This is a genomic window from Micromonospora sp. DT229 (assembly GCF_049844505.1).
GTDB lineage: Bacteria > Actinomycetota > Actinomycetes > Mycobacteriales > Micromonosporaceae > Micromonospora.
The window spans coordinates 339,271-365,115 of record NZ_JBNCLD010000001.1; the positions used below are offsets into that span (position 1 = coordinate 339,271).

Annotated in this window: 26 protein-coding genes; 12 read left to right on the top strand and 14 right to left on the bottom strand. The window is 70.4% G+C overall.

Annotated elements, in window-relative coordinates; genetic code table 11:
* Window positions 1–265: 265 nt before the first annotated feature.
* A complete protein-coding gene (locus tag ACLQ2T_RS01660) occupies window positions 266–1,252 on the bottom strand; it encodes a thiamine pyrophosphate-binding protein (protein ID WP_425764196.1) in 987 nt (328 codons plus the stop codon).
* Window positions 1,245–2,363, bottom strand: a complete 1,119-nt coding sequence (locus ACLQ2T_RS01665; protein WP_425764197.1) for a Vms1/Ankzf1 family peptidyl-tRNA hydrolase — start codon at window positions 2,361–2,363, stop codon at window positions 1,245–1,247. Before ACLQ2T_RS01665 ends, ACLQ2T_RS01660 begins: the two co-directional genes overlap by 8 nt.
* Before the next feature lie 175 nt (window positions 2,364–2,538).
* On the opposite strand from ACLQ2T_RS01665, the gene ACLQ2T_RS01670 reads away from it, so the two are divergent.
* Window positions 2,539–3,078 carry a hypothetical protein gene (locus ACLQ2T_RS01670; RefSeq protein WP_425764198.1) on the top strand — a complete coding sequence of 180 codons (540 nt, stop codon included), beginning with the start codon at window positions 2,539–2,541 and terminating at the stop codon, window positions 3,076–3,078.
* A 27-nt stretch (window positions 3,079–3,105) separates the two neighbouring features.
* Here ACLQ2T_RS01670 and ACLQ2T_RS01675 read toward each other — a convergent pair whose 3' ends face one another.
* Window positions 3,106–3,450 (bottom strand): DUF3817 domain-containing protein, encoded by a 345-nt coding sequence (locus ACLQ2T_RS01675; protein WP_425764199.1) that lies wholly within the window; start codon window positions 3,448–3,450, stop codon window positions 3,106–3,108.
* A gap of 187 nt (window positions 3,451–3,637) precedes the next feature.
* On the opposite strand from ACLQ2T_RS01675, the gene ACLQ2T_RS01680 reads away from it, so the two are divergent.
* Window positions 3,638–5,116, top strand: a complete 1,479-nt coding sequence (locus tag ACLQ2T_RS01680) for a glutamate--cysteine ligase (RefSeq protein WP_425764200.1) — start codon at window positions 3,638–3,640, stop codon at window positions 5,114–5,116.
* Between the two features lie 194 nt (window positions 5,117–5,310).
* Here ACLQ2T_RS01680 and bla read toward each other — a convergent pair whose 3' ends face one another.
* A complete protein-coding gene (gene bla, locus ACLQ2T_RS01685) occupies window positions 5,311–6,243 on the bottom strand; it encodes a class A beta-lactamase (RefSeq protein ID WP_425764411.1) in 933 nt (310 codons plus the stop codon).
* A 35-nt stretch (window positions 6,244–6,278) separates the two neighbouring features.
* Entirely contained in the window at window positions 6,279–6,770 is a 492-nt protein-coding gene (locus tag ACLQ2T_RS01690; protein ID WP_425764201.1) for an FBP domain-containing protein, read from the bottom strand.
* A gap of 70 nt (window positions 6,771–6,840) precedes the next feature.
* Here ACLQ2T_RS01690 and ACLQ2T_RS01695 point away from each other — a divergent pair, with 70 nt between their 5' ends.
* The 4 genes from ACLQ2T_RS01695 to ACLQ2T_RS01710 are packed head-to-tail and all read left to right on the top strand — an operon-like array spanning window position 6,841 to window position 9,037.
* Window positions 6,841–7,416 (top strand): TetR/AcrR family transcriptional regulator, encoded by a 576-nt coding sequence (locus tag ACLQ2T_RS01695; RefSeq protein WP_425764202.1) that lies wholly within the window; start codon window positions 6,841–6,843, stop codon window positions 7,414–7,416.
* 21 nt (window positions 7,417–7,437) lie between these two features.
* On the top strand, window positions 7,438–7,836 hold the full coding sequence (locus tag ACLQ2T_RS01700) for a hypothetical protein (RefSeq protein WP_425764203.1): 399 nt from the start codon (window positions 7,438–7,440) through the stop codon (window positions 7,834–7,836).
* The gene (locus ACLQ2T_RS01705) at window positions 7,830–8,063 is read left to right on the top strand and encodes a helix-turn-helix transcriptional regulator (protein ID WP_425764204.1); all 234 of its coding nucleotides are present in this window, start codon (window positions 7,830–7,832) and stop codon (window positions 8,061–8,063) included. Before ACLQ2T_RS01700 ends, ACLQ2T_RS01705 begins: the two co-directional genes overlap by 7 nt.
* Window positions 8,060–9,037, top strand: a complete 978-nt coding sequence (locus tag ACLQ2T_RS01710) for an NAD(P)-dependent alcohol dehydrogenase (RefSeq protein WP_425764205.1) — start codon at window positions 8,060–8,062, stop codon at window positions 9,035–9,037. Before ACLQ2T_RS01705 ends, ACLQ2T_RS01710 begins: the two co-directional genes overlap by 4 nt.
* 103 nt (window positions 9,038–9,140) lie before the next feature.
* On the opposite strand, the gene argG is transcribed toward ACLQ2T_RS01710, so the two are convergent.
* Window positions 9,141–10,592 carry an argininosuccinate synthase gene (gene argG, locus ACLQ2T_RS01715; RefSeq protein WP_425764206.1) on the bottom strand — a complete coding sequence of 484 codons (1,452 nt, stop codon included), beginning with the start codon at window positions 10,590–10,592 and terminating at the stop codon, window positions 9,141–9,143.
* A gap of 198 nt (window positions 10,593–10,790) precedes the next feature.
* Here argG and ACLQ2T_RS01720 point away from each other — a divergent pair, with 198 nt between their 5' ends.
* Window positions 10,791–11,366, top strand: a complete 576-nt coding sequence (locus ACLQ2T_RS01720; protein WP_425764207.1) for a hypothetical protein — start codon at window positions 10,791–10,793, stop codon at window positions 11,364–11,366.
* Between the two features lie 82 nt (window positions 11,367–11,448).
* On the opposite strand, the gene ACLQ2T_RS01725 is transcribed toward ACLQ2T_RS01720, so the two are convergent.
* The 3 genes from ACLQ2T_RS01725 to ACLQ2T_RS01735 are packed head-to-tail and all read right to left on the bottom strand — an operon-like array spanning window position 11,449 to window position 14,590.
* Window positions 11,449–12,666, bottom strand: a complete 1,218-nt coding sequence (locus ACLQ2T_RS01725; RefSeq protein WP_425764208.1) for an ABC transporter permease — start codon at window positions 12,664–12,666, stop codon at window positions 11,449–11,451.
* Window positions 12,663–13,346, bottom strand: a complete 684-nt coding sequence (locus ACLQ2T_RS01730; RefSeq protein WP_425764412.1) for an ABC transporter ATP-binding protein — start codon at window positions 13,344–13,346, stop codon at window positions 12,663–12,665. The genes ACLQ2T_RS01725 and ACLQ2T_RS01730 overlap by 4 nt, the downstream gene beginning before the upstream one ends.
* Window positions 13,347–13,381: 35 nt before the next feature.
* Complete coding sequence (locus tag ACLQ2T_RS01735) at window positions 13,382–14,590, bottom strand: efflux RND transporter periplasmic adaptor subunit (protein ID WP_425764209.1); 1,209 nt, start codon at window positions 14,588–14,590, stop codon at window positions 13,382–13,384.
* Between the two features lie 90 nt (window positions 14,591–14,680).
* Here ACLQ2T_RS01735 and ACLQ2T_RS01740 point away from each other — a divergent pair, with 90 nt between their 5' ends.
* The 3 genes from ACLQ2T_RS01740 to ACLQ2T_RS01750 are packed head-to-tail and all read left to right on the top strand — an operon-like array spanning window position 14,681 to window position 18,249.
* Complete coding sequence (locus ACLQ2T_RS01740) at window positions 14,681–15,382, top strand: response regulator (RefSeq protein WP_425764210.1); 702 nt, start codon at window positions 14,681–14,683, stop codon at window positions 15,380–15,382.
* Entirely contained in the window at window positions 15,379–17,202 is a 1,824-nt protein-coding gene (locus tag ACLQ2T_RS01745) for a sensor histidine kinase (RefSeq protein ID WP_425764211.1), read from the top strand. Before ACLQ2T_RS01740 ends, ACLQ2T_RS01745 begins: the two co-directional genes overlap by 4 nt.
* A gap of 48 nt (window positions 17,203–17,250) precedes the next feature.
* The gene (locus ACLQ2T_RS01750) at window positions 17,251–18,249 is read left to right on the top strand and encodes a hypothetical protein (RefSeq protein ID WP_425764212.1); all 999 of its coding nucleotides are present in this window, start codon (window positions 17,251–17,253) and stop codon (window positions 18,247–18,249) included.
* Window positions 18,250–18,352: 103 nt separating this feature from the next.
* Here ACLQ2T_RS01750 and ACLQ2T_RS01755 read toward each other — a convergent pair whose 3' ends face one another.
* Window positions 18,353–18,940 carry a hemerythrin domain-containing protein gene (locus tag ACLQ2T_RS01755; protein ID WP_425764213.1) on the bottom strand — a complete coding sequence of 196 codons (588 nt, stop codon included), beginning with the start codon at window positions 18,938–18,940 and terminating at the stop codon, window positions 18,353–18,355.
* Between the two features lie 165 nt (window positions 18,941–19,105).
* Between ACLQ2T_RS01755 and ACLQ2T_RS01760 the strand changes: the two genes are divergently transcribed.
* Window positions 19,106–19,654: a hypothetical protein gene (locus tag ACLQ2T_RS01760; protein ID WP_425764214.1), complete on the top strand. Its 549-nt coding sequence runs from the start codon at window positions 19,106–19,108 to the stop codon at window positions 19,652–19,654.
* A 111-nt stretch (window positions 19,655–19,765) separates the two neighbouring features.
* Here the strand turns inward: ACLQ2T_RS01760 and ACLQ2T_RS01765 are convergent, their stop codons facing one another.
* From ACLQ2T_RS01765 to ACLQ2T_RS01775, 3 genes are all read right to left on the bottom strand, one after another.
* Window positions 19,766–20,971, bottom strand: coding sequence for a helix-turn-helix domain-containing protein (locus ACLQ2T_RS01765; RefSeq protein WP_425764215.1), 1,206 nt, complete (start codon window positions 20,969–20,971; stop codon window positions 19,766–19,768).
* A complete protein-coding gene (locus ACLQ2T_RS01770; RefSeq protein ID WP_204291638.1) occupies window positions 20,955–21,125 on the bottom strand; it encodes a hypothetical protein in 171 nt (56 codons plus the stop codon). The genes ACLQ2T_RS01765 and ACLQ2T_RS01770 overlap by 17 nt, the downstream gene beginning before the upstream one ends.
* Window positions 21,126–21,259: 134 nt before the next feature.
* Complete coding sequence (locus ACLQ2T_RS01775; protein WP_425764413.1) at window positions 21,260–22,444, bottom strand: helix-turn-helix domain-containing protein; 1,185 nt, start codon at window positions 22,442–22,444, stop codon at window positions 21,260–21,262.
* A gap of 241 nt (window positions 22,445–22,685) precedes the next feature.
* Between ACLQ2T_RS01775 and ACLQ2T_RS01780 the strand changes: the two genes are divergently transcribed.
* On the top strand, window positions 22,686–24,104 hold the full coding sequence (locus tag ACLQ2T_RS01780) for a GTP pyrophosphokinase (RefSeq protein ID WP_425764216.1): 1,419 nt from the start codon (window positions 22,686–22,688) through the stop codon (window positions 24,102–24,104).
* Window positions 24,105–24,113: 9 nt separating this feature from the next.
* Here ACLQ2T_RS01780 and treZ read toward each other — a convergent pair whose 3' ends face one another.
* Window positions 24,114–25,835: a malto-oligosyltrehalose trehalohydrolase gene (gene treZ / locus ACLQ2T_RS01785; RefSeq protein ID WP_425764217.1), complete on the bottom strand. Its 1,722-nt coding sequence runs from the start codon at window positions 25,833–25,835 to the stop codon at window positions 24,114–24,116.
* Between the last annotated feature and the right edge of the window lie 10 nt (window positions 25,836–25,845).

Genomic DNA, 25,845 nt, shown 5'->3' on the forward strand with positions numbered 1-25,845 from the left:
CCATCGGCATCAACCATCTGATCTTGGCCGTTCCCGACACCACCCCCGCGCGGGCACCTGAACCCCGTACCTCACCCCCACACCCCTCACCCCCACACCCCCGCACCCCCGCACCCACGCACCCACGCACCCACGCACCCACGCGGCGATCATGCACTTTCTGCCGCGACAAAGTGCGTAAACAGGGCATAAAGGCGACACAAAGTGCAAGATCGGCGAGCGCAGGGCGGGCGGCGGCAGGGCGGGGTGGCGGGGGTGGGGTGGGTCAGGGGTGGGAGTCAGGGGTGAGGGATACATCGAGTACGGAGGGGCGGTCGGCGGCCAGGGCTTGGTCGCAGGCGGCGCCGAACAGGGCCGGGCGGTCGACGCGTACGCCGTGCAGGCCGAGCAGGCGGGCCCAGCCGGCGTACGGGACCTCGTCGGCGGGGTGGCCGGCCCGGGGGTGCAGCACCAGCACGACCAGGCGTGGATCGGGCCACCGGGGCCATCCCTGGGCTATGGTGACCAGTTCGCTGAACCCCTGTGAGCGCATCCCGTCGTCGGTGACCAGTGCGAACACCGGTCGGTCCGGGTCGGCCAGTTTGGCGGCCACGGCGCAGGACAGCGCCGCCCCGGGTGCCTCGTAGGCGGCACAGGCCAGGACCGCGATGCCGGGCGGCAGTCGGCGGGTGTGGCTGATCAGGTCGGGTTCCCCGTCCACCGTCACGATGGCCACCGGAGGCACCCGGGCGGACAGTTCCTCGACGACCGCCCCCGCAGGTTCCCCCGGGGTGGGCCACCGGCCGCCGAGGGCACCGGGGAGCACCAGGCAGACCGGTCCCCGACCGGCCAGCGCCGCGCGTACCGCCTCGTCCACCAGGGCCGGTGCCCGTCGCGGATCGTCGACATGCCACACCTGTCGGCACAGCCCGGCGACCATCTGGTCGACCCGGACCGGGTCCTCCCCACCGATGATGGCCACCACCGGTGGGGTGTCCCGCCGGGCCGCGTCCAGGCCGCCGAGCAGCCCGTACGCGGCCGGTCCGGCCGGGCTCAGGCAGATGCCGACCCCGCCGGTGAGCCGGGCGTGCGCGATGGCCATGGAGGCCGCGTTCCCGCCGTGTCGGACGGGCACCAGCTCCGGTTCACCGCCGGCCGCGCGCAACGCCTCGACCAGTTCCGCTACCGGCTCCCCGGGGATGCCGAACACCCGTGGTACCCGCCAGGCCGCCAACCGTGCGACGACCGTGTCCGGCAGCCGTGGATCAGGCACCGCCCCGTCCCGGCGTGGCGGGGTCGACGTACCGCAGCACCGCACCCACCCCGTCCGCCAACTCCGGTGCCTCGTCGGGCCCGAGGACGGTCAGGTCCGCGTCCGTGCCCACCAGGGCGCGGACCAGGGCCGCGTCGGCGCGTACCCGCTCGGGTTCGCCGACGCCGGGAAGCTGATCTGGCTCGGTGGCGATGTCGGTGGCGGCCGGGCCGATCCACAGCTCACCGTCGGCGGAGGCGTCGTCCACGATCAGCATCGTGTCGACCTGGTTGCGTTGCAGGGCGGCCACCACGGCGTCGAGCCCGGCACCGACATCCTCCTGCATGCCGAACCGGTCCAGGGCCGCGCTGATCCGCTGGTCGGCGACCTCGGCGACGGTCTGCACGGTGATGTCGTCCAGCAGGGTCTGGTCGGCACCCCCGGCCCGGGAGCCGGCATCGGTGCGTACCACCAGGTCCTGCCAGCGCTGCGGCATCTGCGCGGCGATCATGCCGGTGGCGCGGATGTCACCGGCCACCACGACCACCTCGGCGCCGACCCGTTCGGCCAGCTCCACGGTGGCGGCGGTGACATCTCCGGCGTTGTGGTGCCACGCCTCCATGGCGGCGCGCTGGTAGCGCGACTGTGACCAGCCACCGGGCTGGACCCGGCGCAACTGGAAGTTCTCCCGGCCGACGACATGGGCCCGACGTGGCACCCCACCGGCGCTCACCGACATCGCGTCGGCACCGGTGCGGTCGGCCAGCACCCGGACCCAGGCCACCTGCTCGCCACGTTGGGCCAGCAGCGGCATGACATGCGGCAGCGCCGAGTAGGCGGCCAGGTCACGCCGCGGCGGGGCGGACAGGTACTCGGAGAGCACCACCCTGCCCCGGGTGCCGAAGACGGCCAGGCCGTAGTCACCGGGCATGGGATCGTGACCCCGGATCACCCGGTCGATGGCGGCGATCGTCGGCTCGTCGGCGCCCTGCTCGGCCAGTCGCCGTTGCAGGTCACGCCAGCGCAGATCCAGTGCCGCGTGGGCGTCCTCGGTGTCCAGGGAGGCGTCCAGGTAGACCGAGCACCACGGACCGGGACGGTCGTAGAGCGGGCGCAGGAAGGACAACTGCATGCTCGACCCCTTTCCAGGCTCGGCCCCGCGCTTACCCGCCCCACCCGGCTTGTCACCTGTTCGCCGCCGGGTGACCGATCCCATGACGGATCACGTGAGCGAATTTCATTCACGTTGATCAATCCTGAGGATCGATACGATCTGTGCACATACGCGGACACAGGGTGGTGGGAAAATGGACACGACATCGTATTCCCGGCGCAGCCTCCACCCCACCGGCCGGGTCCTGACCGCCCGGGTGGTCCGCCTGATGGAGGGCTACCCCCGACAGGTACGGGTGGGGCAGCCCGCGCTGGTCCTGGTGCTGGCCGCGGCCGGGGTGGTCGGCCTGCTGGTCAAGCTGGTCCGCGCCGCCCTGTCGGCCGGTTCGGGCTCCGGTCGACGCAAGTTCAAGGACCTGAAGAAGGGCCCGGAGTATCTGGTCACCCCGATCCGGCTGCGCGACGACAACGGCCGATTGTACGAGGTGGAACTGCACGGGCATCTTCCGCAGAGCGCCCTGCACTCGGCCGACCTCGTGCAGTTGACCCTGCGCGACCAGGGGGACCCCGATCTGGCGCCGAAGATCGAACGGATCGTCAACCTGACCACCGGGCAACTGCTGCGCCCGCGTACGGCCACCATGTGGTCGCATCTCGGGCCCCCGCTGCTGTTGCAGGCCACCCTGGGGGTGCTGCTGATCGCCGGGCTGGGCGCCTGCACCGCCCTGACCTAGGGTGCCGCAGCGTCTGCGGCGGCAGGGTCAGCCGACCGGGGCGGGTTCCCGCACCGGTTCGGTGCTCCCGAGCAGGCCGCGCCGACGGGCCCAGCGCTCGAAGGCGATGGTGGCGAACGGGGGTACCGCGCAGATCAGCGCGACCACGGCGGTCGTCATCCGCCACCCCCGCACCCGGGCCACCGCGAGCACCAGCACCCCGTAGATCACGAACAGGGCACCGTGGACCGGGCCGAAGATCTGCACCCCCAGTTCGTTGCCGGGCGGGCCGTACTTGACCGCCATCCCGGCCAACAGGCCGGCCCAGGAGATCGCCTCCGCGATCGCCGCCATCACGAACAACCGGGTCACCTTGTCGCGCACGAGGGCCATGGTAGTGCCGGTGGCGCCCCCGACCGCGAGGCCGGGTAGGCGGGTCGGTCGCGAGGCGGGTCGGCGAGCGGCCGCGAGGCGGGTCGGGCATCCCTGCACCGGATGGTGGACAACCGGGCGTCCGGACTTCTCCCGGAGTGCATGGACATGCGACGTTGGGGGTACCAATGGTGACAAGGTGGTGACCATGGGCGAGGAAGTCGGCGTACAGACCTTCAGCCGTCAGGATCGGGCTCGCTACCGGGACAAGGTCCGCCGTTGCCTCGACGTCTTCGCCGAGATGCTGCGCGAGTCCCGCTTCGACATCGACCGGCCGATGACCGGGCTGGAGATCGAACTCAACCTGCTCGATGACGACTCGATGCCGGCGATGCGCAACGCCGACGTCCTGCGAGCGATCGCCGATCCGGCCTTTCAAACCGAACTGGGCCAGTTCAACATCGAGATCAATGTGACGCCCCGGCACCTGGCCGGTACCGGCACGGTCGAGTTCGAGCAACACCTGCGGGACACCCTCAACGCCGCCGACCAGCGGGCCCGTACGGTCGGGGCCCACCTGGTGATGATCGGCATCCTGCCGACCGTGCTGCCGGAGCACCTGACCGCGGCGGCCCTGTCGGCCAATCCCCGGTACGCCCTGCTCAACGAGCAGATCTTCGCGGCCCGGGGTGAGGACCTGCGGATCGCCATCAACGGGGTGGAGCGGCTGGCGGTCACCGCGGACACCATCACCCCCGAGGCGGCCTGCACCAGCACCCAGTTCCACGTGCAGGTGGGCCCCGACCAGTTCGCCGACTACTGGAACGCCGCCCAGGCCATCGCCGGGGTTCAGGTGGCCCTCGGCGCCAACTCGCCGCTGTTCTTCGGGCGGGAGTTGTGGCGCGAGACCCGCATCCCACTGTTCCAGCAGGCCACGGACACCCGCGCGGAGGAGATCAAGACCCAGGGGGTACGACCCCGGGTGTGGTTCGGCGAACGGTGGATCACCTCCGTGTTCGACCTGTTCGAGGAGAATGTGCGCTACTTCCCGGCGCTCCTGCCGGTCTGCGAGGAGGAGGACCCCGCGGCGACCCTGGCCGCCGGTGGGGTGCCCGCCCTCAGCGAACTGCGACTGCACAACGGCACGGTCTACCGGTGGAACCGGCCGGTCTACGACGTGTTCCGGGGTCGCCCGCACCTGCGGGTGGAGAACCGGGTGCTGCCCGCCGGGCCCACCGTGCTGGACACGGTGGCCAACGGGGCCTTCTACTTCGGACTGATCCGGGCCCTGGCCGAGGCCGACCGGCCGCTGTGGTCACAGATGTCGTTCAGCGCGGCCGAGGAGAACTTCAACACCTGTGCCCGGCACGGCATCGACGCGCACGTGTTCTGGCCGGGGCTGGGCTACCTGCCGGTCACCGAGTTGGTGCTGCGACGCCTGCTGCCGTTGGCCCAGTACGGCCTGGACCGGTGGGGGCTCGATCCGGACGAGCGGGACCGCCTGCTGGGCATCATCGAGCAGCGGTGCCTGACCGGACGCAACGGCGCGACCTGGCAGATCGCCACCCTGCACCGACTGGAGTCGACCGACCGACTCGACCGGCCGACAGCCCTACGCGAGGTGGTCCGCCACTACGTAGACCTGATGCACACCAACCACCCCGTCCACGAGTGGCCCATCCCCTAACCCCCTCCCCCTCCCGGTCCCACCCGGTCCCCTCCCGCCCCGTCCCGCGTTGATCATGAGGTTGACGGCAGTCGTTGATCTCTGAACTGCCGCCAACCTCATGATCAAGCGAGCGGATCGGGTGGGGGGTGGGGGTGGGGGGTGGGGGTGGGGGGTGGGGGTGGGGGTGGGGGGTGGGGGGTGGGGGGTGGGGGTCAGTGCAGGGCGGTCAGGGTGAGTTGGGTGGCGCGGGCTAGTAGGGCGTCCTGGGGTTCGGCGTCGGCGGTGTCGCGGGTGGAGAGCACCGCCAGCACGATCGGTTCCCGGTCGGGGGGCCAGATCACGGCGATGTCGTTGCGGGTGCCGTAGCCGCCGGAGCCGGTCTTGTCGCCGACCACCCAGCCGTCCGGGGTACCGGCCCGGATCACCTTGTCGCCGGTGGTGTTGCGCTTGAGCCAGTCGACCAGCACCGACCGGTCCTCGGTGGAGAGGGCGTCGTCGACCGCGTACGCCCGCAGGGAGGTGGCCAGGGCGCGGGGGGTGCTGGTGTCGCGGACATCGCCGGGGGCGGCCTCGTTGAGGGCGGTCTCGATCCGGGCCGGCTCGGTGACCTCGTCGCCGATGTCGCGCAGCGCCTGCTTGAAGCCGACCGGGCCACCTAGCCGGTCGAAGAGCAGGTTGCCGGCGGTGTTGTCGCTGTGGCGCACCGCCGCGTCGGCGATCGCGCGCAGCGTCATGCCCGTCCCGACGTGCTGCTCGGTGATCGGTGAGTAGGTGACCAGGTCGTCGCGGGAGTAGCGGACGACCTGGTCCAACTCCTGCTTGGTGGTCGCCTTCAGGACCGCGGCGGCAGCCAGGGCCTTGAAGGTCGAGGCGTACGCGAAACGTTCGTCGGCCCGGTGCTCGACGGTGCGTCCGGTGCCGGTGTCCACTGCGTACACCCCCAGCCGGGCGTCGAACTCCCGCTCCAGCGGGCCGAAGTCGACGGCGACCGGCGCGGCCGACGGGGTGCCCGACGGGGCGGCCGAAGGGCTGCCCGGCGACGCGGGCGCGGCTGGAGTGTCGGACGAGCAGCCGGTGAGCAGCGCAGCCGTCAGCGCGGCGGCGAGCACACCGGTACGGGTACGGCGGGTGGTGCTGAGCAAAATCGCATCCTTCCAGCTAGCAGGTGATGACGAACCAGTCAGTCCATCACCTTGGCTATGAAGCCTGCCAAATTGGTCGTGGTACGGGCGATCTTCTCGTCCAAGCTGATCGTCTCGTGCAGCCGCGCGCCGGCCCCGGCGTCCTTCTTGCCGCGCAGGTAGAGCGAGCAGGACAGGTCACTGCACAGGTAGGTGCCCACGGAACTGCCGTCCCGACCGGCTCGACCGGCCCTGGGGGCGACGAGCAGGCTGACCCCGGCCTCCGGGGAGGTCAGGCAGATCGAGCACATGTTGCGGCTGCCTCGCCCGGCTGCCGCGCTCGGGCTGCGCAGGACCAGCGCCGTCGGGCGGCCCGCCTGCTCGGTGACCAGATAGGCCCGGCCCTCCGCCTTCGGGTCACGCCAGCCCAGGTAATCCAGGTCGGCCCAGGGCTGGGTGGCCAGGTCACGCGGCACGAACAGGCGCTTGGCCTCCCCCTTGCTGCAGTTGACGAAGGCGGCACGGATCTCTGACTCGGTCAGTGCTTCCATAAGTCCAAGGTATTGTTCCTAAAGAGTTTAGGCAAAGGCATTGAGGGTGTCCTGGCACACGGGAGGCAACATGGCACGACTGGGACTGACCCCGCAGCGCCTGGCGGCCGCAGGTGCGGAGTTGGCCGACGAGGTCGGCTTCGACCAGGTCACCGCCTCCGCGCTGGCGCAGCGCTTCGGCGTCAAGGTGGCCAGCCTGTACTCCCACATCCGCAGCACTCAGGACCTGAAGGTACGCATCGCGCTGTTCGCCCTGGCGGAGCTGGCCGACCGGGCCGCCGAGGCCGTGGCCGGCCGGGCCGGGAAGGATGCCCTGGTCGCGCTCGGCAACGTCTACCGCGACTACGCCCGCGAACACCCCGGCCGGTACGCCGCCAGCCGACTGCGACTAGACCCGCAGACGGCGGCGGCCAGTGCCGGCCCCCGGCACGCCCAGTTGGCCCGCGCGGTCCTGCGCGGCTACCGGCTGGGCGAGCCGGAGCAGACCCATGCGGTACGCCTGCTCGGCAGTGTGTTCCACGGCTTCGCCAGCCTGGACCTGGCTGGCGCGTTCAGCCACAGCCTCCCCGACAGCGAGGAATCCTGGTCGTGGGCCCTGGAGGCCCTGGACACGATGCTGTCCTCCCGGTCGACCGAGAGCGGCTGACTGCGGGAACGCGCCTGGATCATGCTGGTGGTCAGCGTGATCGCGTACGCCGGTTATGTGGCGGTCGTGCTGGGTCGGCACGACGGCGGGTCGCTCACCGCGGTGCCCTACGTCGGCGCGCTGTTCTGGACGGTCGGCGGGGCCATGGTCGCGAGCATCGTGGCCGAGATCGTGATGGGCATGGCCAACCCGCGGGCCTCCCGGGTCAAAGACGTCCGCGACCTGGAGATCGGGCGCCTCGGCGACCACGTCGGCCACGCGTTCGTGGTCGTCGGCGCGGTGTCGGCGATGCTGATGGCGATGGCCGAGTGGGACTGGTTCTGGATCGCCAACGTCATCTACCTCTGCTTCGTCCTGTCGGCCGTGATCGGCTCCCTGGCGAAGGTGATCGTCTACCGCAGGGGCGTCCCGCAGTGGTGAAACCGACACGCGTCACCAACAGCATCCGGGCGTTGCGCTTCGCCCACGACGAGATGACCCAGGCCGATCTCGCCGAGCGGATCGGGGTGACCCGGCAGACCGTGATCGCCATCGAGCAGGGGCGCTACTCCCCCTCCCTGGAGATGGCCTTCCGGATCGCCCGGGTGTTCGGCGTACGGCTCGACGACGTGTTCCAGTACCCCGACTCCGAGGAGGTGGCACCGTGAGGGCCATCGTTCAGGACAGCTACGGCCCGACCGACGTACTGCGGCTGGGCGAGGTCGACCGGCCCTCCGTCGGCGACGACGAGGTGCTCGTGGAGGTGCGCGCGGCGGCGGTGGATCCCGGCGTGTGGGTCCTCATGGTCGGTCAGCCGTACCTGGTGCGCCTGGCCAGCGGGTTGCGCCGGCCCCGGGTGGCGGTACGCGGCCGGGACCTGGCCGGGGTGGTGGCCGAGGTCGGTGCCCGGGTGACCCGGTTCCGGCCGGGCGACGAGGTGTTCGGCACCTGCCTGCGCGGGTCGTACGCCGAATTCATCAGCACCTCGGCGCGGCGGTTGGCCCACAAGCCGGCGAACCTGTCCTTCGCCCAGGCCGCCGCGGTCCCGGTCTCCGGGATGACGGCGCTGCGCGCCGTGCGCGACAGCGGCAGGGTGCGTCCGGGGCAGCGGGTCATGGTGATCGGGGCCTCCGGCGGCGTCGGATCACAGGCGGTGCAGATCGCCAAGGCGTACGGCGCCACCGTCACCGGCGTCTGCGCCCCGGCCAAGGCCGACCTCGTCCGCTCCCTCGGCGCCGACGAGGTGCTCGACTACACCCGCGAGGAGGTCGACCGGGACGGCCCGGTGTACGACGTGGTCATCGACACCGGCGGCGACCGCCCGCTGTCGTTGATGCGCCGTGCGCTCACCCCGCGCGGGACGTTGGTGCTGGTCGGCGGCACGTACACCCGGGGTGGGCTGCTCGGCGGGTACGGCCGGCAGATGTTCGGCGCACCGCTGCTGTCCCTCTTCGTCGGCCATCGACTGCGCAACGTCAGTGCCATGGAACACAGTGCGGACCTCGACGAACTGCGCGACCTCATCACCTCGGGCGCACTCACCCCGCCGATCGACCGCTGCTATCCGCTGGCCGAGGCGGCCGACGCCCTCCGCCATCTCCGCACCGGACACCCGGCGGGCAAGATCGTGGTCACCATCTGACGTTCCTGGTCATCGCGCGACGACGAGGTCTCGTTCAATGGCGACTCCACCGGCCAGCCGCGACAGGGCTGGCCGGTGACGAGTCAGTCCCGGCAGGGGACGGTCAGTCGACGCCGAACTCCATGGCGGCCCGGTCGAGGGCCTCGTCCTCCGCCGAGGCCACTCCCCGGGAGGCGATGGCCTCCGCGCCACCCTGCGGCATCGCGCCGATCAGCCCGGTCGAGGCCGCCTGGGCGGCGCCGACCATCCGCTGCGGGGAGCCGCCGCCGACCATGCCGATGTTCGCGTACTGCTCCAGCTTGGCCCGCGAGTCGGCGATGTCCAGGTTGCGCATGGTGAGCTGGCCGATGCGGTCGGAGGGGCCGAAGGCGGAGTCCTCCGTACGCTCCATCGACAGCTTGTCCGGGTGGTAGCTGAAGGCCGGGCCGGTGGTGTCCAGGATCGAGTAGTCCTCGCCCCGGCGCAGCCGCAGCGTCACCTCCCCGGTGACCGCCGTGCCCACCCAGCGCTGCAACGACTCGCGCAGCATCAGCGCCTGCGGGTCCAGCCAGCGGCCCTCGTACATCAGCCGGCCCAGACGGCGACCCTCGTTGTGGTAGTTGGCCAGGGTGTCCTCGTTGTGGATGGCGTTGACCAGCCGCTCGTACGCGGCGTGCAGCAGCGCCATGCCGGGGGCCTCGTAGATGCCCCGGCTCTTGGCCTCGATGATCCGGTTCTCGATCTGGTCGGACATGCCCAGCCCGTGCCGGCCGCCGATGGCGTTGGCCTCCAGCACCAGGTCGACCGCGCTGGCGAACTCCTTGCCGTTGATGGTCACCGGGCGGCCCTGGTCGAAGCCGATGGTGACGTCCTCGGTGGGGATCTCCACCGACAGGTCCCAGAACCGGACCCCCATGATCGGGTTGACCGTCTCGATGCCGGTGTCCAGGTGTTCCAGGGTCTTCGCCTCATGGGTGGCGCCCCAGATGTTGGCGTCGGTGGAGTACGCCTTCTCAGTGCTGTCCCGGTACGGCAGGCCGCGTTCCAGCAGCCACTCCGACATCTCCTTGCGCCCGCCCAGCTCGGTGACGAAGCTGGTGTCCAGCCACGGCTTGTAGATCCGCAGCTGTGGGTTGGCCAGCAGACCGTAGCGGTAGAACCGCTCGATGTCGTTGCCCTTGAAGGTCGACCCGTCGCCCCAGATCTGGACATCGTCCTCGATCATGGCCCGCACCAGCAGGGTCCCGGTGACCGCCCGGCCCAGGGGGGTGGTGTTGAAGTAGGCCCGCCCGCCGGAGCGGATGTGGAAGGCCCCGCAGGTCAGTGCCGCCAGCCCCTCCTCGACCAGGGCGGCCCGGCAGTCGACCAGCCGGGCCAGCTCGGCGCCGTAGTTGAGGGCACGGCCGGGCACGGAGGCGATGTCGGGCTCGTCGTACTGGCCGATGTCGGCCGTGTAGGCGCAGGGGATCGCACCCTTGTCGCGCATCCACGCGACCGCGACCGAGGTGTCGAGGCCGCCGGAGAAGGCGATGCCGACACGTTCACCGATGGGCAGGGAGGTCAGAACCTTGGACACAAGGAAGAGTATGCACCACGGCGCATACCCATGCAAGCCGGGGTGGGTGGTGTCCCCGGCTCGGTGGACCTGACATGTTCCTCACTTCCGCCCGACAGGCTGGCGCACGGCCCCGCAACGGCGGGGCGCCGGGCCCGGGACCGCCCCGAGCCAGCCAGCGGAAGGAACAACATCGTGTTCAGGAGTCGGGCGCTCGTGATGAACGCCGTCGTGCTGGTCGCGCTGTCGGCCTGCGCGACCTCGCCGGGCGAGCAGGAGGCGGATGAGAACGCACCGCAGGTGGCCACGTTGACCACCCCCGAGCCGGAACGCAGCGCCTCGACGCAGCCGAAGGCGCAACGGCCACGCGAGCGGCTCGACACCACGGCGGAGGAGTTCCAGGAGCTGCTCGGGCCGTACCACTCCTGCCTGCGGGAGCAGGGTGTGCCCGAGCGGAAGACCGCCGGCAGCCCGGACCGGCCGCCGCTGGCCGGCCCGGGAGAGCGGGTGCTCGGCCCCGAGGAACTGGAGAAGTTCGAGGCGGCGAACCGCATCTGTGAGCCGCAGTTCTATCCGCTGCCGCCGTGGGAGAAGGATCCGGCCAACCCGGAGGCCCGGGACTTCGCCCTCGACGTGGTGAAGTGCCTCAAGGGCAAGGGCGTCCGGTACGTCGAGGTGGCCGAGGACGGCATCGCCATCGCTCTCGGCGGTGACCACAACGACTCCCGCTCGATCAGCATGGGCCTGGATCTCATCCCCGAGTGCGAGCGCAAGGTGGCCGCCGAGTCGAAGTGACCGAGCGCGGACAACGGGCGCGGCGGCCGAATCCGGCCGCCGCGCCCGCTCGCATCGGCCCTCGCCGTGGATGGCGGCAGGATCAGGCCGCCGCGAGGGCCTGCGTCGGGGTCAACCGAGCCGCGCGTACGCAGGGATAGACCCCGGCAAGCACCCCGATCACCACGGCCCCGCCGACCCCGACGAGCACCGACGCGGCGGGCACCACCAGCGGCCAGCCCTGCCAGCTCGCGTACCCGACGGTGGTGAGCAGGCCCAACGCGGTGCCGACCAGCCCGCCGAGTGAGGCCAGCACCACCGACTCGGTCAGGAACTGGCTGCGGATGTGACCACGGGTCGCGCCGAGCGCCCGCCGCAGGCCGATCTCGGCGCGCCGTTCCAGGACCGACACGACCATCGTGTTGGCCACCCCGATGCCACCGACCAGCAGGGCCACCCCGGCCAGGGCCAGGAAGAGCAGCGAGAAGCTGCCCTCGGTGGCCCGCTTGGCGGCCAACGCGTCCGAGGGTCGGCTCACCACCACCTGACCGGGCCGCTCCGGAGAGATCGTCTCCGCCAGCACACTGCGGATCGCCTCCAGCTGCGACTCCTCACAGCGCAGATAGATCACCGTCGGGTGGCCGTCGAATCGCAGTTCGCTGCGGGCCGCCTCCCAGCCGACCAGCACCGACCGGTCGATGTCCGGTGACAGTGGCGTCTGCGCCAGGATGCCGATCACGGTGAACCGGCGGTCGGAGATCATCACCTGGGGCGCGGGCTGACCGGTGGGCAGATCGGTGATGCCGAGTCGGCTGGCGGCGACCGAGCCCAGCACGACGGTGGGAAAGGTCGCCGTGACCGGGTTCAACCACCTGCCGGCACGCACCCGCGCGCCGATCGTGGACAGCAGGTCCAGGTGGCTGGCCAGCACGGTGAGGCCGGAACCGTTGCGGGCCTCGACCCGGTCGTTGCGGCGTACCACGGTGTGGGTGTTGGCGACCGCGCTGACCGCCGTGACCGGCCCGATCCGCCGGACCATCCCGACCGCCGACTCCGGCAGCTTGGCCGGTGGGTCACGGTCCGGAGCCGCCACCGCCTGGAGGCGGTTCGTGCCGAGCGCGGTCAACTCCCCCAACAGCGCGGCCTGGCTGGACGCCGGAATGCCGGTCACCACGATCATCGTGGCGATGCCGATCGCGATGCCCAGCGCCGACAGCACCGCCCGCAGCGGGCGGGCCCGCAGACCCGTCAGGCCGAGCGTGAGCAGATCCGGTACGGCCAGCCGAACTGGCCGCAGCTCCCGGTTGAGCTGCCCGGTCACCGCTGCGCCGCCACGCCGCGGGCCGTACGCCGGATCGCTGTCGGGCTGTCGTCGCGAACCAGCCGCCCGTCGCGGATCTCGATCCGCCGGGGCAGCGACGCCGCGATGTCCCGATCGTGGGTGATCAGCACGATGGTGGTGCCCTCCTCGTTGAGCCGGCGCAACAGTCGCAGGACGGACCGCCCGGTGGTGCTGTCCAGCGCGCCGGTGGGTTCGTCGGCCAGCACCAGCGACGGCCGGTTCGCCAGCGCACGGGCGATCGCGACGCGCTGCTTCTCGCCACCGGACAGCTGCCATGGCCGGTGCTCCGTACGGTGTGCCAGGCCGACCCGGGCCAACGCGCGCAGGGCGTGTTCGCGGCGCTGCCGACGGGGCACCCCGGCGTAGAGCAGTCCGGTGCCGACGTTGTCGGCCGCGCTCAGCCCGTCGGCGAGCTGGAACTGTTGGAAGACGAAGCCGATCTCCCGGGCCCGCAACGCCGACAGCTCCCGGTCGCTGAGCGAGGCGACGTCACGACCGGCGATGCGGACGCTGCCCGAGGTGGGACGGTCCAGAGTTCCGATGATGTTGAGCAGGGTCGACTTGCCCGACCCGGAAGGACCGACGATGGCCACCAGTTCGCCGTCGCCGACATCCAGGCTCACGCCGGCCAGCGCGGTGACCCCGCCCGGATAGACCATGCCCGCGTCGCGGACGCGCAGCACCGGTTGCGCCGTCACTCGGGCACCACCACCTGCGTACCCTCGGCGAGCCCGGTGCCGGTGATCTCGACCCAGCCGTCGGCGAACATGCCGGTGCGCACCGCGACCAGGCCGCCGGTGGCCTGCACCGCGTAACCGCCCTCGCGCAGCGCCACCAGTGCCTCGACCGGCGCGACCAGCACGCCGACGGCGGTACGCCCGGCGAATCGCACCTGCACCTGGCCGGAGTCGAGGTTGGCGATGGTCTTCGGCTGGTCCACCGCCACCGTCACGCTCAGCAGTTGCGGACCGGTGGCGACACCGTTGTCGGCCGCGACGAGATCACGGCCGACCGAGACGACGCGAGCCTGCACCGTGCGTTGGTCGGGCAACTCGACCGTGACCCGGTCGCCCCGCTTGATCGAGGCGGCGTCGGCAAGCTCGGCACCAACCGTGATCACCTTGCGGACGGAGGTCACCGACAGCAGCGGCGTGTCGGCCCGGTCGCCGGGTTGCCCGGTGACCTCCGCCACCCGCACCGCCCCGCTGGCGACCTCGACGTGTCCCACCGGGATCGTGCCGGTGGCCGGCATCCCGAGGTCGCTCTGCCACCGTTTGATGGCCGCGACCAGCGCCGCGGTCAGCACGCCCTCACCACTGCGTACCCGCTGGGTGGTTATCTCGGCGTCCGCGGCGTCGCCGCTGGAGTTCGTGGTCGGCGGCGGTGGGGTGACCCGTTCGCCGGGTGACGGCTGACGGCCGACCGAGTAGCCGAGCGCGGTGAGGTTGTCCGCGACGATCCGCACATCCCGGCCGACCAGGTGCAGTCCCGCGATGTCCCGGTACATCGGCATGCCGCCGTAGAAGAGCACCACCGGCGCATCGTCGGCCCGGAACAGTTGCCCACCGCGCTTGATGGTGCTGCCGGCGGGCGGCAACCAGGTCACCGTCGCCGCCAGGTGCCCGGTCAGCGGGCGGGTCGCGCCGAAGCCGATGGTGCCGGCCAGTGTCCTGGTGGTGGACAGGTCGCGACGCTCGATGGTCGCCGTCGCCACCACGACCGGCTCCCCCGACCCGGACTCGGCGGCGGCCCGATGCCGCAGCGCCGCGATCCCGGACCCGACCACCGCCAGGCTCGCCAGCACGAGACCCGCGACGAGCCACCGCAGCGTGCCGCCTCGCCGGGGCGGCGGGTCGGTCACGCGTGGGATGAACTCGGTCGGGTCGTCAACCTTCGCATGCATGCCGACGAGACTGGCCAGCAGTCGTTAGGAACCTGTCAGGTATCGCGCCGGGAGGGCCGTCGGCGGGCCGGCAGACCTATCATCGCCGCCATGTGCGCGCAGGTTCTGGTCGCCGACGACGACCCCCGCCAGGCCGAGGTGATCCGCCGGTACCTGACCGCCGAAGGCCACGACGCCGTGGTGGTGCACGACGGCCGGGCGGCGCTGGACAGCGCCCGCCGGCTCCGGCCCGACCTGCTGGTGCTGGACGTGATGATGCCGGTGCTCGACGGGCTGCAGGTGTGCCAGACGCTGCGCCGGGAGTCCGACGTGCTGGTGCTGATGTTGACCGCCCGGACCGGCGAGGATGACCTGCTGATCGGCCTGGAACTCGGCGCTGACGACTACCTGACCAAGCCGTACAGTCCACGGGAGTTGATGGCCCGGGTCCGCACCCTGCTGCGCCGCACGGGTCGGGGCGCGTCGGTGTCGGCCGGGACCAGGCTACGGCGCATCGGCCCGATCGAGATCGACACCGCCGCGCACCAGGTGACCGTGGACGGTGTCCAGGTCGCCTGCACCCGGGGCGAGTTCGCCATCCTGGCGGCGATGGCGGAGCAGCCCAACCGGGTCTTCACCCGGGCACAACTGCTGCACCACACCCAGGGCATCGACCGCAGCTCGACCGAACGGACCATCGACGTACACGTGATGAACCTGCGGCGCAAGATCGAACGCGACCCGCAACGCCCGGCCTGGTTGGTCACCGTCTTCGGCGTCGGCTACAAGCTCGCCATGGCCGCGCCCCGGTGAGCGGCCGGCGGGTGCCGATCCGGCACAGCCTGGTCACCCGGCTGCTGGTCACCTCGGTACTGATCGCGATCGCCTCGATCGCCGCCACCGCATGGCTGGCCGCCCGGACCGCGACCAGGGCGATCAGCCAGGAACAGGGCCGTTCACTGGCCGAAAACACCAGTGTGTACGACATGTTGGTCACCTATGCGGCCAGCCATCCGGACTGGTCCGGTGTGGCGCCGCTGATCGCACGACGCGCCGCCGAACTGGACCGTCGCATCACCCTGATGACCGAGGACCGCGCGGTCGTCGCCGACACGTTCCCGGGCCCGCCGCTGCGTACCGCCCGACCGGCTGCCGTGGTGGATCCGCTCAATCTGGATCTGGGCCTCACCGGTGGCACCGACCGCATCGACCGCCGGGCGGTCGGACCGTTCCGGATGTCGACGGTCGAACGCGCCGAGCTGCGCGAGCTGGCCGAGATGCGGCTGTCCTGCATACGGCGGTACGGGTTCGACGGACGGGTCGAGGAGCATCCCAACGGTCGTCCCGAGGTCATCCTGACCACACCGGATCCGCACGACCTGACACGGGAGTGTGTGGAGCGCACGCCGGAGCCGGCCGTCAGGTCGGAGATCAGGGCGCTGCGCTCGTTGAGCCGCCTCGCCGGCAACTGCCTCGGTCTGGACGAGAAGACCCGACGCCTGGAGGTCCTGCCCGACTTCTCGGCGTACCTGGTCGCCGACCGCGACTCTCTACCCCTGCCCCGGGAGGCCGTTCGTTCCGACGTGGACGCCGCCCAGGCGGCCCGGATCAGCAGCTGCGTGGAGAAGGCGCGCCGGACGCTGCTGCAACCGTACGTGGCCCCGGCCGTGCTGTTGTTCATCACCGCACCGGACGCCGGCACCGACCAGACCACGTTCACTCTGTCCGGCGCGAACACCGTCCGCATCGTCACGGTGACCGGTGCGGTGCTGGTGGCCACCATCATGGTCACGGTGCTGGTCGGACGTCGACTCATCCGCCCGCTGCAGGCGCTCACCGACGCCGTCGACCGGCAACGGCCGGCCCCGGTGTCCACGCCGGACGAGATCGGTCGGCTGGCCCGCGCTCTCAACGACTCGGTCGACCGCCGCGACCGAGCCGAGGCACAGCGCCGCGCGATGGTCAGCGACGTGGCGCACGAACTGCGCACTCCGCTGACCAACATCCGCAGTTGGTTGGAGGCGGCACAGGACGATCTCGCCCCGACCGACGCCCAACTGCTCGGCCTGCTGCACGAGGAGGCGGTGCTGCTCCAGCACATCATCGACGACCTGACCGATCTGGCCGCCGCGGACGCGGGCACGCTGCGGATCCATCCCGAACCCACGAGTGTGCGGGACGTGCTCACCCAGGTGGTGGAGAGCCATCGGGGCACGGCACAGGCGTCCGGCGTCCAGCTGACCGTGCAGATCGTCGACGATCCGGTGCTGCTGGCCGACCCGGTGCGGCTGCGCCAGATCGTCGGCAACCTGGTGTCCAACGCGATCCGCTACACCCCGTCCGGCGGGTCGGTCACCGTCGGCGCGCACGGCAACACGATCACCGTACGCGACACCGGCATAGGCATCGCCGCTCAGAACCTGCCGAAGATCTTCGACCGGTTCTGGCGGGCTGACGAGTCACGCAACCGTGCGACCGGCGGCAGCGGACTGGGCCTGGCAATCACTCAACACCTGGTCGAAGCGCACGGAGGCGCCCTTACCGTGCAAAGTGTCATCGGCGAAGGCACCGCCTTCACCAGCACCTTTCCAGCACCACATAGCGCAATCGAGAAGAACGGCACGACCGAATAATCCAGCATCATCAATACCTTACCCTCCGTGATGCTGAGGAGTCTTTCCGTGACACAGGCCGACCGCCGCTCTCGCCCGCCGCGGGCCGCCGACACCCTCCGGCTGCCCTCCGACTCCCGCCCCACCTCCCTGTTCGCCCCCGGGGAGGTCCCCCGCCGACGCGGGCTGATCATCCTGCTCAGCCTGTTGGGCGGTTTCCTGCTCACCGTGGTCTGGTCGGCGGAATTCGTCGACTCGACCATCGGCGACAACGTGGCCAACACCCTGCTGGGCCACGACGCCAAGGAGACCCCGATCAGCGGGGCCGTGGCGGGCGTGATCTTCGCGTTCGTCTCCGGGGTCGCCGGCACCTTCACCGCCTGCAACATCGCCGCCTTCGGCGCTCTCGCCCCACTGACCGGCACCGCCAACAGCCGGATGAGCCGCCTCATGACACCGCTGCGCCCGCTGGGCTGGATGGCGGTCGGCATGATCGCGATCTCCGCCCTCTACGGGGTGATCGTCGGTCTGGTCGGTACGGCGATGCCGCAGTTCTCCACCGCCCCGAACGTGCCCGGGTCACTGTCGCCGCGCAGCATCCAGTCCATGGTGGTCTACGGCATCATCGGGCTGGTCATGATCTACCTGGGGCTGGCCGCGTTGAAGGTGGTGCCGGACCCCTTCGCCCGGATCTCCCAGCGCTACCCCAACGCCCCGCTGGTCTTCATGGGGGCCCTCATCGGCGGGTTCCTGATCGGACGGCCCTTCCCGCTGTTCCGGCAGATGTTCCGCGACGCCGCGGAGAGCGGCAACCCGCTGTACGGCGCGGCGGCCTTCACCCTCCAGTCGATCGGCAACATCGTCGTCATGGCGATCCTGTTCCTGCTGCTGACCTGGTTCGCCGGTAGCAGACTCCAGCGCTGGTTCGCCGCCAAGCCGACCCGAATGGCCACCACCATCGCGGTGGCGTTCATCATCGCGGGCGCCTTCATGTTCCTCTACTGGGACGTCCGCCTGCTCGCCCGCCGGGAGATCATCCCCTGGTACCCGATGGCCCCCTGGGTCTAGCCCACCCGGCCCCGCGCGTCATCACACTCGATCCCGGATCGGGTGGCCTCTCCGCCATGGGGATGCCCCTCGATCCGGGATCGAACCCCGCCCGGTCCTCCGATCACCTGCCGGGTGACCGGCGCTCGCTGTCGTGGGACTGACGCCAGTCCCGGACCGCGTCGCGCATCCGATCGAAGACCGCCACCGGCGGCCCGAGCAGCATGTTGCTCACCGGCGACTCGCCCGCAGCCGGGTGCGGCCGAGTGGGCGAGACCGCCTCGGCGGCCCGTACGGCACCGGCCATCTGGCGCAGCCGCTGCGGATCGGTGTCGCGCCGCAACTGCGGGAACTCCTCCTGCTCCTCGTGCCGCGCATGCGCCAGCACCGCCTGCTCGAATGCGGCGAACCGGGCGTCGAACCCCGGCGCCGAGGTACCCAGGTCGTACAGTTCGGACAGCTCGCGCTTGGCCTCGCTCTCCTCGTGCAGCCGCGCGTCGACCACCGCGTCCCCGGCGTCGGCTCGGGCCGCCGGGTGAACCACCTGCTCCTCGGCGCTCTCGTGCACGGCCAGCAGGCGTACCAGCTCCTGGAAGGCCTGCTGCTTGGCCTCCCCCTCGCTCTCCCTGACCTCCGCGAACAGCGACCTGATCTGCTCGTGCTGGTCGACGAGCAGATCAATGACATCCTGGTCCGGCTTCGTCACGGTCATCATCAACCTCCGCTGTCGAACTCGTCCTTGTCGTCACCCCCTACCCGACTTGGACGAGCCCACACGCGGTCATGGTCACGCTCGATGTGGGATCGAGTGGCCATGTCGCCTGTTCAGACCACTCGATCCCACATCGAGCACGATCTTGCGGCAAGATCACGCGACATGCGGGAGACGGTCGCCATCGCCCTGATCACATCGCTGTCCACCCTGACGGCCGCCGGCCTCACCGGCCTGGTCACCGCGCTGACCGTACGCAGGCAGGTCGCCAGCCAACTCGCTGCGGCCCGGGAGGAGCGCGCCGACCAGCGCGCACTGCGCCGGAACCAGGAGCGGCGGGACACCTACGTCAGCTTCCTGGCCGCCTGCGACCGCGCCTACCGGGCGTTGGACACCGGATGGGTCGGGGCGGAGACCGCACCGGGCGAGGTGCTGCCGTACCCGGCGCTGCGCGCCCTCGACGAGGCGTACAACCTGGTGCTGTTGGCCGGTCCGGACCTGGTGGCGCAGGCCGCCGGGCACGCGGTGCGCAGCATCAACGAGGAGTACGCCCAACAGCGCCGCCTGCACCGGGCGGACACCGACGAGAGCGGCCCGCTGGCAGAACGCCACCGACCCGAGCACCTAGCTGCGCTCCGATCCCGCACCGAGCGACGCGACGCCTTCGTCACCGTCGCACGCCAGGCACTCCACGACCCCCAGCCCCACCCATGACCACGCACCATGACGCTCAAAGTCCCCGTTGATCATGAGGTTAACGGCGGAGTCGATCTCCTCGACTGCCGTCAACCTCATGGTCAACGGCCATCGACGGCGGCGGGATGGTCAGCGGGTGAGGCCGACGAGGGTGGCCAGGCGGGTCACGCCGGGTGGGGCGGGGCGGCCTCGGGCTAGCTCGGCGAGGAGGGTACGCGCGGAGGGGCGCAACCGGACCTCAGCGGGCGCGACACCATCCGCCGCGACCAGCATCCGTCCCGCCCCGGACAGGTCACCGGCCAGCAGGTACGCCCGCGCGGCGTCCACCAGGTAGGCACCCCGGTGCTCGGCCGACAACCGCCGCCACCCGTCCCGCCGGATCAGCAGCTCGTGCCGACCGACCGCCTCGGCCGCAGCGCCCCGCTCGACCGCCACCACCACCCGCGCCAACTCCACGGCGACCGGCCCGAAACTCGTACCGTACGGATCGTCGGCGAACTCGGCCCGGCTCGCCACGTCCGCGGCCTGGTCGAGCAGCACCCCGGCCTGCCCAGGCTCGCCGCAGCCCGCAGCGGCGAGGGCGGCCTGGAGCAGGAGCGTCCCACCCACCGCCAACTCCTGCGCCCGCCGACCCGACGACACCCCATCCCCCGCCGGTCGCGCCGCAACCCCGGTCAGCCGCTGCGCGGCGGCAACGGTGGCCGCCAGCGCCAGCCGCTGCCGACCGGCGAGCCGCAGCGCCTGCCCGATCGAGATGGCCGCCGTACCCGCCAACACCGCATCCTCGCCGGCCGCCGCCACCGCCCGGTCGGCGGTCAACCACCCGAGGTCGGCCTCACCCAGCTTCACCAGCACCGACGAGGCGATCCGGTACGCCTGCACCGGCAACTCCCCGTGCTCCGACCCCGACGACAGTTGCACGACGTCCAGCAGCCCGGGCAGCGCCCGCACCACCTGGGCGTACTGCCCATGCTGAAAGCTCAACCAGGCATGACCCACCCGCCGACGCAGCTCCGCCAGCGGCACCTGACGCGCCGACGCCTCGAAGACCCCGTACCGCGCGAGCGCCGCGCGTACCCCATCGAACCCGTCGCGTACGTCGCCACCGGCCAACGGCGGATGCTGGCCGAGCAGCACCGCCGGGTCGATGCGCAGCACCTCGGCGATAGCCTGGATCACCGAGAACCTGTCGAGTCGACGGGCACCCCGCTCCACCTTGTCCACCCAGCTTTTCGACTTCCCCAGCCGGTCGGCGAGGCCCTGCTGCGTCATCCGCCGCCGCATCCGCCACTGCGCCACCCGCCGCCCGATCGGCACCTCACTGCGGCCGGTCACGCCGCCACCGCCGATCCGGCACCGCCCGGGTGGTCTCCTCCATCGGTACGCGCTCCGCCTCGGCCTGCTCCAGCAGCCGCCGCTTCGCCGCCTCCCGCTCCGCCGCCTGAATCTGCTCACCCCGACTGACCGACTCGTCGCCCTGACCTGGCATCCCTACCTCCAACAGACTCGGCCGTGGAGATCGTGATCAGGAGGGGCTGCTCGCCGTCTCATCTGGCCGAGGAAGGCGATCGCCTTCCCGAACCGGACGCTAAGACAGTGCGGTAGTTACTTAATTACCACCAGTTATGCAGCCAGGTGGATGCCCATCCGGCTGGCAAGCAGCCGCAGGTCGTCCGAGACGGCCCGCCGCCTCGCCCGCTGGGCAAGGGCCACCACCGCATCGCGGGCCAGCGGGTTCAGCGCGAACGGTACGGGTGCGGCCCGCTCAGCCTGCACGAAGGCACCCAGCGCTTCGGTATCCCGACGACCGGTGTCGGCGAACGCCCGACCAAGATCGAGCCAGTACGACATCTGGCGGTTGGTGGCCGCGAGAACCTGAGGCCGCACCGTTCGGGACAGCTCGATCACCTTGCCCATCTCGCCCTGCTCTGCGGCGATGGACATTCTCCAGAGACCCACATTGGTCGGACCGAACCCGCACCCGTTGAAGCCGCCGCCGTCCACAGGATCCCCGAGGCTCGTCGCCTCACGGCTCGCCTCAGCCAGATGGTCCCGGGCGACGTCTACCCGGCCGTCCACGGTCGAGGTCAGGGCCGCCGACAGGTGAAGCTGACCGAGCATCTGTCGCACCCGCTCATCACCAGCGTCGTTCTGCAACTCGACCAACGATCGGCCGGCGGCCCGGGCAGCGAGCGACGCGGACTCGATCGGCAGGCTCTGCACGTACGCGAACCGTGCCGCACCGAGCCACGCGGGATGCTCGGCTTCCTCGGCCGCGGATACGGCGACGCGAGCCGCATTCAGCGCCAGATGGCGGTATCCGAGGTGCCGCAGACACGTCGCAGCCTGGTATGCCGCTCGAGCTAGCACGGCGCCGCCCACGGCAGCGGACTCCAGCAGCAGGTCGGGAAGCATGCGCGCCATCGCCGGGTAGTTGCAAAGGTTGCGAAGCTGATCAGTGCGCGCCAGGTCTGCCGTCAACTGCTCCTGCGTACGGATAGACGGCCGACGTTCGCCGTCCTCAATCTCGATCAGCGCCGACCAGATCGCCGGTACGCACTCGGCGGCACTCTCGCGAGCCGGATCGCCCGGTTCCGTTCCCTGCCCGAGCAAGTCCGCCACTGTGACCTGAAGGGCTACGGCGAAGGACACGAGAGTGGAGCGCCGGTCGATGGTCTTCCGACCCGACTCGATCTGCGAGACATAGGGCTGGCTGACGCCAGCAAGCCCGGCGAGGACGGCCTGAGACATCCCGCCCCGACGCATCCGCCAATAGCGGATCCTCGCACCCACGGTGTCCGCCTTCATCACCACGCTTACCGCCTACCTCCCATGTGGCTGGATTGGCTAGCGTGCGGCCCCTTAAGCCACACGTTGGACGCTACCCTCCCTTCGTCTCCAATGCGACACATGCAGGGCAGCGGCAAGGGAGCCTCACCAGTATGTATTCAACGTCCTGGATGTAATCCCGGACGTAGGCGGGCAACTCTGACGACAAACGATCAGGCTGGCCCTCCCTTCTGGAGTCAGGTGTGGGTACGCTGCGTGCGTGCCCCACGGCGAAGACATGGAAATGGTCCCCACCCACCTTTGGCGCTACGCACAGGATCAGCCATTCTTGGCCGAGGTGGCCGACGAGACGAGACGCTTCCTCGCGGAGTTGGCGCGGGACGCCAGCATTGACGTGCACCTTGTCAAGGCACGCCCAAAGACGCTCGCCTCATACAGGGACAAGTCAGAGAAGAAGAAGGACGACGGAGCTCCGAAGTACTCCGACCCCGCCACACAGATCCATGACTGCGTGGCGGCTCGTGTGATCGTTTACACCACCCGAGCCCGCAACGACATGGCCAATCTCATCGAAAGTCGCTGCGAGTGTCAGGAACGGGGTAACCCCGGCGACACGAAACACAACGGATACGACAGCGAGCACCTCGTCATCACCGGCCTCAAGGATCCCGCCGCGCAGCTGCGCTACATCGCCCTCACGAAGTTCTTCGACAACTACCCGGGCCTAGAAATCCAGGTGCGCAGCGTGGCAGGCCATGCCTGGGCGGAGTATGAGCACGACATCCGCTACAAGTCCGGCGGCTACAAAGAGTTGCCATCCAATGACAAAGGCCGAGTCGATCAGTACTTCATTGAGGCCGGCGGGATGCGCCGGTACATGGACGAGATCTTCGACAAGATCGAAGAGTTGCTCCGGCCGCAAGGTACGGATGATGCGACAACGGCTGACGAGCCCGTGATCGGAGTCGACGAGCCGTCACCGGAGACGCTCGACCCGACTCTCTTGAGCCCAGCGTCGCTGGGCGAACTGATCGCCAGCCGTTTCCCGAAAGATGAGCCGGGCGACTCCCTGTCACTCGCCGTTCTCGTCGACCAACTGGCGGAACTCGGCGTGACCACGGTCGGTCAGTTGGAGGCCGCGCTCTCAAACCTCGGCCAAGGCCAAGTCGCCCGGCTGATGGATTATCCGATCGAGACGACCCGCGTCCGAAAATTGGACGACGAATTGCTCGCCATCTTCCTGGACCGCTATGTCGCGGCTGCTGCAGACGACGGCCGACGGCAACTCCTACGCCTGCGGCTCCGCCGTGTACGGGGACGGTTCACGATCTACTCATTGGAGGGGCCGAGCGGCACCCGACGCCCCGTCACCGCCGCGCGAGCGGTACGCGATCTAGCAAGGTTCGTCGCCGAGCGTCAGGGCGTCGCGGCGGCCGCGAACAACGGCTTCATCAGTGCGAACAAAGGCGACATTTCGCCAGGATATTTCCCGAAGGAGGTAAGGACATCCGCCGGTCCGGTGTACGTGGCGACGAACTTGTCTCGCGCCCACGCGGAAAGCCTGATGGGAGAGTTGGTCTCGCGGGTTCCCGGCTCAGGTCTACGGGTCCAGCGAGCCGGTGACCTTCTCTTCGAGGCGGCTCCGGATATCTCCGCCGCAGACTCTTCGGCAAGCTGAGGACCGGGGTCACAGCGCCACGATGGCTGCGGTTTCCGCTGGTAGGTCGATGCGGTCTCGGGTCACCGTGACTCCCTCAGCCGTGGCCAGCAGGACCCGCCGGGCCACCCCCGGCAACGTCACCCGCTGCGGCTTGTCGGCCAGGTTGGCGGCCACCAGGCAGCCGCCCCGGCGCATCACCAGGAACCGGTCCCCGTGCCGCACCTCGACCGCGAACAGGTGCGGATCGGACAGCTCGGGCCGGGACTTCCGCAGCGCGATCAGCCGCCGGTAGAAGTCGTACATCGCCCGGTGTTCGGGTTTGTCCAGTTCGGCCCAGTCCAACCGGGAGCGTACGAAGGTCTGCCGGTCTTGGGGGTCCGGCACCGCCTCGGCGGTCCAGCCGTGGGTGGCGAACTCCTGACGGCGGCCGAGCACCACGGCGGCGGCCAACTCGGGTTCCGGGTGCGAGGTGAAGTACTGCCAGGGCGTCGAGGCGGCCCACTCCTCCCCCATGAAGATCATCGGGGTGAAGGGTGAGGCCATCAGCAGCACCGCCCCCACCCGCAGCAGCCCAGGCGACAGCGAAGCCGAGAGGCGATCACCGACCGCGCGGTTGCCGATCTGGTCGTGGTTCTGCAGGTACGCCACGAAGCGGTGCCCGGGGGTACGCGGGTCCACCGGGCGGCCGTGTTGGCGGTTGCGGAAGCTGGACCAGGTGCCGGTGTGGAAGAAGGCCCCGGTCAGCACCTCGGCCAGGCATTCCATGGTGCCGAAGTCGCCGTAGTAGCCCTGCCGTTCCCCGGTGAGCAGGGTGTGCAGGGCGTGGTGGGCGTCGTCGTTCCACTGGGCTTGCAGGCCGTAGCCGCCGGCCTCGCGTGGGCTGATCAGCCGGGGGTCGTTGAGGTCAGATTCGGCGATCAGCGACAGCGGGCGGCCCAGGTGCACCGACAGGCTCTCGACCTCGACGGCGATCTCCTCCAGCAGGTGCACCGCGCGGGTGTCCGGCATGGCGTGCACGGCGTCCAGGCGCAGCCCGTCGAGGTGGTAGTCGCGCAGCCACATGAGCACGCTGTCGAGGATGAAGCGGCGTACCCCGTCGGAGTGCGGGCCGTCCAGGTTGACGGCCTGCCCCCAGGGGGTGTTGCGGTCGCTGAGGTACGGCGCGAAGCGCGGCGCGTAGGCCCCGGAGGGCCCGAAATGGTTGTAGACGACGTCGAGTACCACCCCCAATCCCTTGGCGTGGGCGGCGTCGACCAGCCGTTTCAGCCCGTCCGGGCCTCCGTAGGGTTCGTGCGGGGCGAACCAGCAGACCCCGTCGTACCCCCAGTTGTGTTCGCCGTTGAAGGCGTTCACCGGCAGCAGTTCGATCAGGTCGACACCGAGGTCGACCAGGTGGTCGAGCTTGTCGATCGCGGCGTCGAAGGTGCCTTCCGGGGTGAAGGTGCCGACGTGCAGTTCGTAGAGGATGCTGCCGGGCAGTTGCCGGCCGGTCCAGGAGGTGTCCGTCCAGGCGAAGGCTGAGTGGTCGTAGACCCGGCTGAGGCCGTGCACCCCGAAGGGCTGCCACGCCGAGCGGGGGTCGGGCAGGGCCTGGTCGTCGTCATCCAGCAGGAAGGCGTAGTCGGTACCGGCGTCGGGGACCTCGACATGCCACCAGCCGTCGCGGCCTACTCTCATCTCGTGGTCGGCGTCGGGCAGGCGTAGCCGTACCCGTTTCGCCTCGGGCGCCCAGACCGTGAACTCGGACATGACGCAGCCT

Excerpts from the sequence above, each read along its gene's own strand:
- ACLQ2T_RS01665 (WP_425764197.1), bottom strand. The coding sequence starts at position 2,363 with ATGCAGTTGTCCTTCCTGCGCCCGCTCTACGACCGTCCCGGTCCGTGG.
- ACLQ2T_RS01670 (WP_425764198.1), top strand. The coding sequence starts at position 2,539 with ATGGACACGACATCGTATTCCCGGCGCAGCCTCCACCCCACCGGCCGG.
- ACLQ2T_RS01675 (WP_425764199.1), bottom strand. The coding sequence starts at position 3,450 with ATGGCCCTCGTGCGCGACAAGGTGACCCGGTTGTTCGTGATGGCGGCG.
- ACLQ2T_RS01680 (WP_425764200.1), top strand. The coding sequence starts at position 3,638 with ATGGGCGAGGAAGTCGGCGTACAGACCTTCAGCCGTCAGGATCGGGCT.
- ACLQ2T_RS01690 (WP_425764201.1), bottom strand. The coding sequence starts at position 6,770 with ATGGAAGCACTGACCGAGTCAGAGATCCGTGCCGCCTTCGTCAACTGC.
- ACLQ2T_RS01695 (WP_425764202.1), top strand. The coding sequence starts at position 6,841 with ATGGCACGACTGGGACTGACCCCGCAGCGCCTGGCGGCCGCAGGTGCG.
- ACLQ2T_RS01700 (WP_425764203.1), top strand. The coding sequence starts at position 7,438 with ATGCTGGTGGTCAGCGTGATCGCGTACGCCGGTTATGTGGCGGTCGTG.
- ACLQ2T_RS01720 (WP_425764207.1), top strand. The coding sequence starts at position 10,791 with ATGAACGCCGTCGTGCTGGTCGCGCTGTCGGCCTGCGCGACCTCGCCG.
- ACLQ2T_RS01730 (WP_425764412.1), bottom strand. The coding sequence starts at position 13,346 with ATGGTCTATCCGGGCGGGGTCACCGCGCTGGCCGGCGTGAGCCTGGAT.
- ACLQ2T_RS01735 (WP_425764209.1), bottom strand. The coding sequence starts at position 14,590 with ATGCATGCGAAGGTTGACGACCCGACCGAGTTCATCCCACGCGTGACC.
- ACLQ2T_RS01740 (WP_425764210.1), top strand. The coding sequence starts at position 14,681 with ATGTGCGCGCAGGTTCTGGTCGCCGACGACGACCCCCGCCAGGCCGAG.
- ACLQ2T_RS01755 (WP_425764213.1), bottom strand. The coding sequence starts at position 18,940 with ATGACCGTGACGAAGCCGGACCAGGATGTCATTGATCTGCTCGTCGAC.
- ACLQ2T_RS01760 (WP_425764214.1), top strand. The coding sequence starts at position 19,106 with ATGCGGGAGACGGTCGCCATCGCCCTGATCACATCGCTGTCCACCCTG.
- ACLQ2T_RS01770 (WP_204291638.1), bottom strand. The coding sequence starts at position 21,125 with ATGCCAGGTCAGGGCGACGAGTCGGTCAGTCGGGGTGAGCAGATTCAG.
- ACLQ2T_RS01775 (WP_425764413.1), bottom strand. The coding sequence starts at position 22,444 with ATGAAGGCGGACACCGTGGGTGCGAGGATCCGCTATTGGCGGATGCGT.
- treZ (WP_425764217.1), bottom strand. The coding sequence starts at position 25,835 with ATGTCCGAGTTCACGGTCTGGGCGCCCGAGGCGAAACGGGTACGGCTA.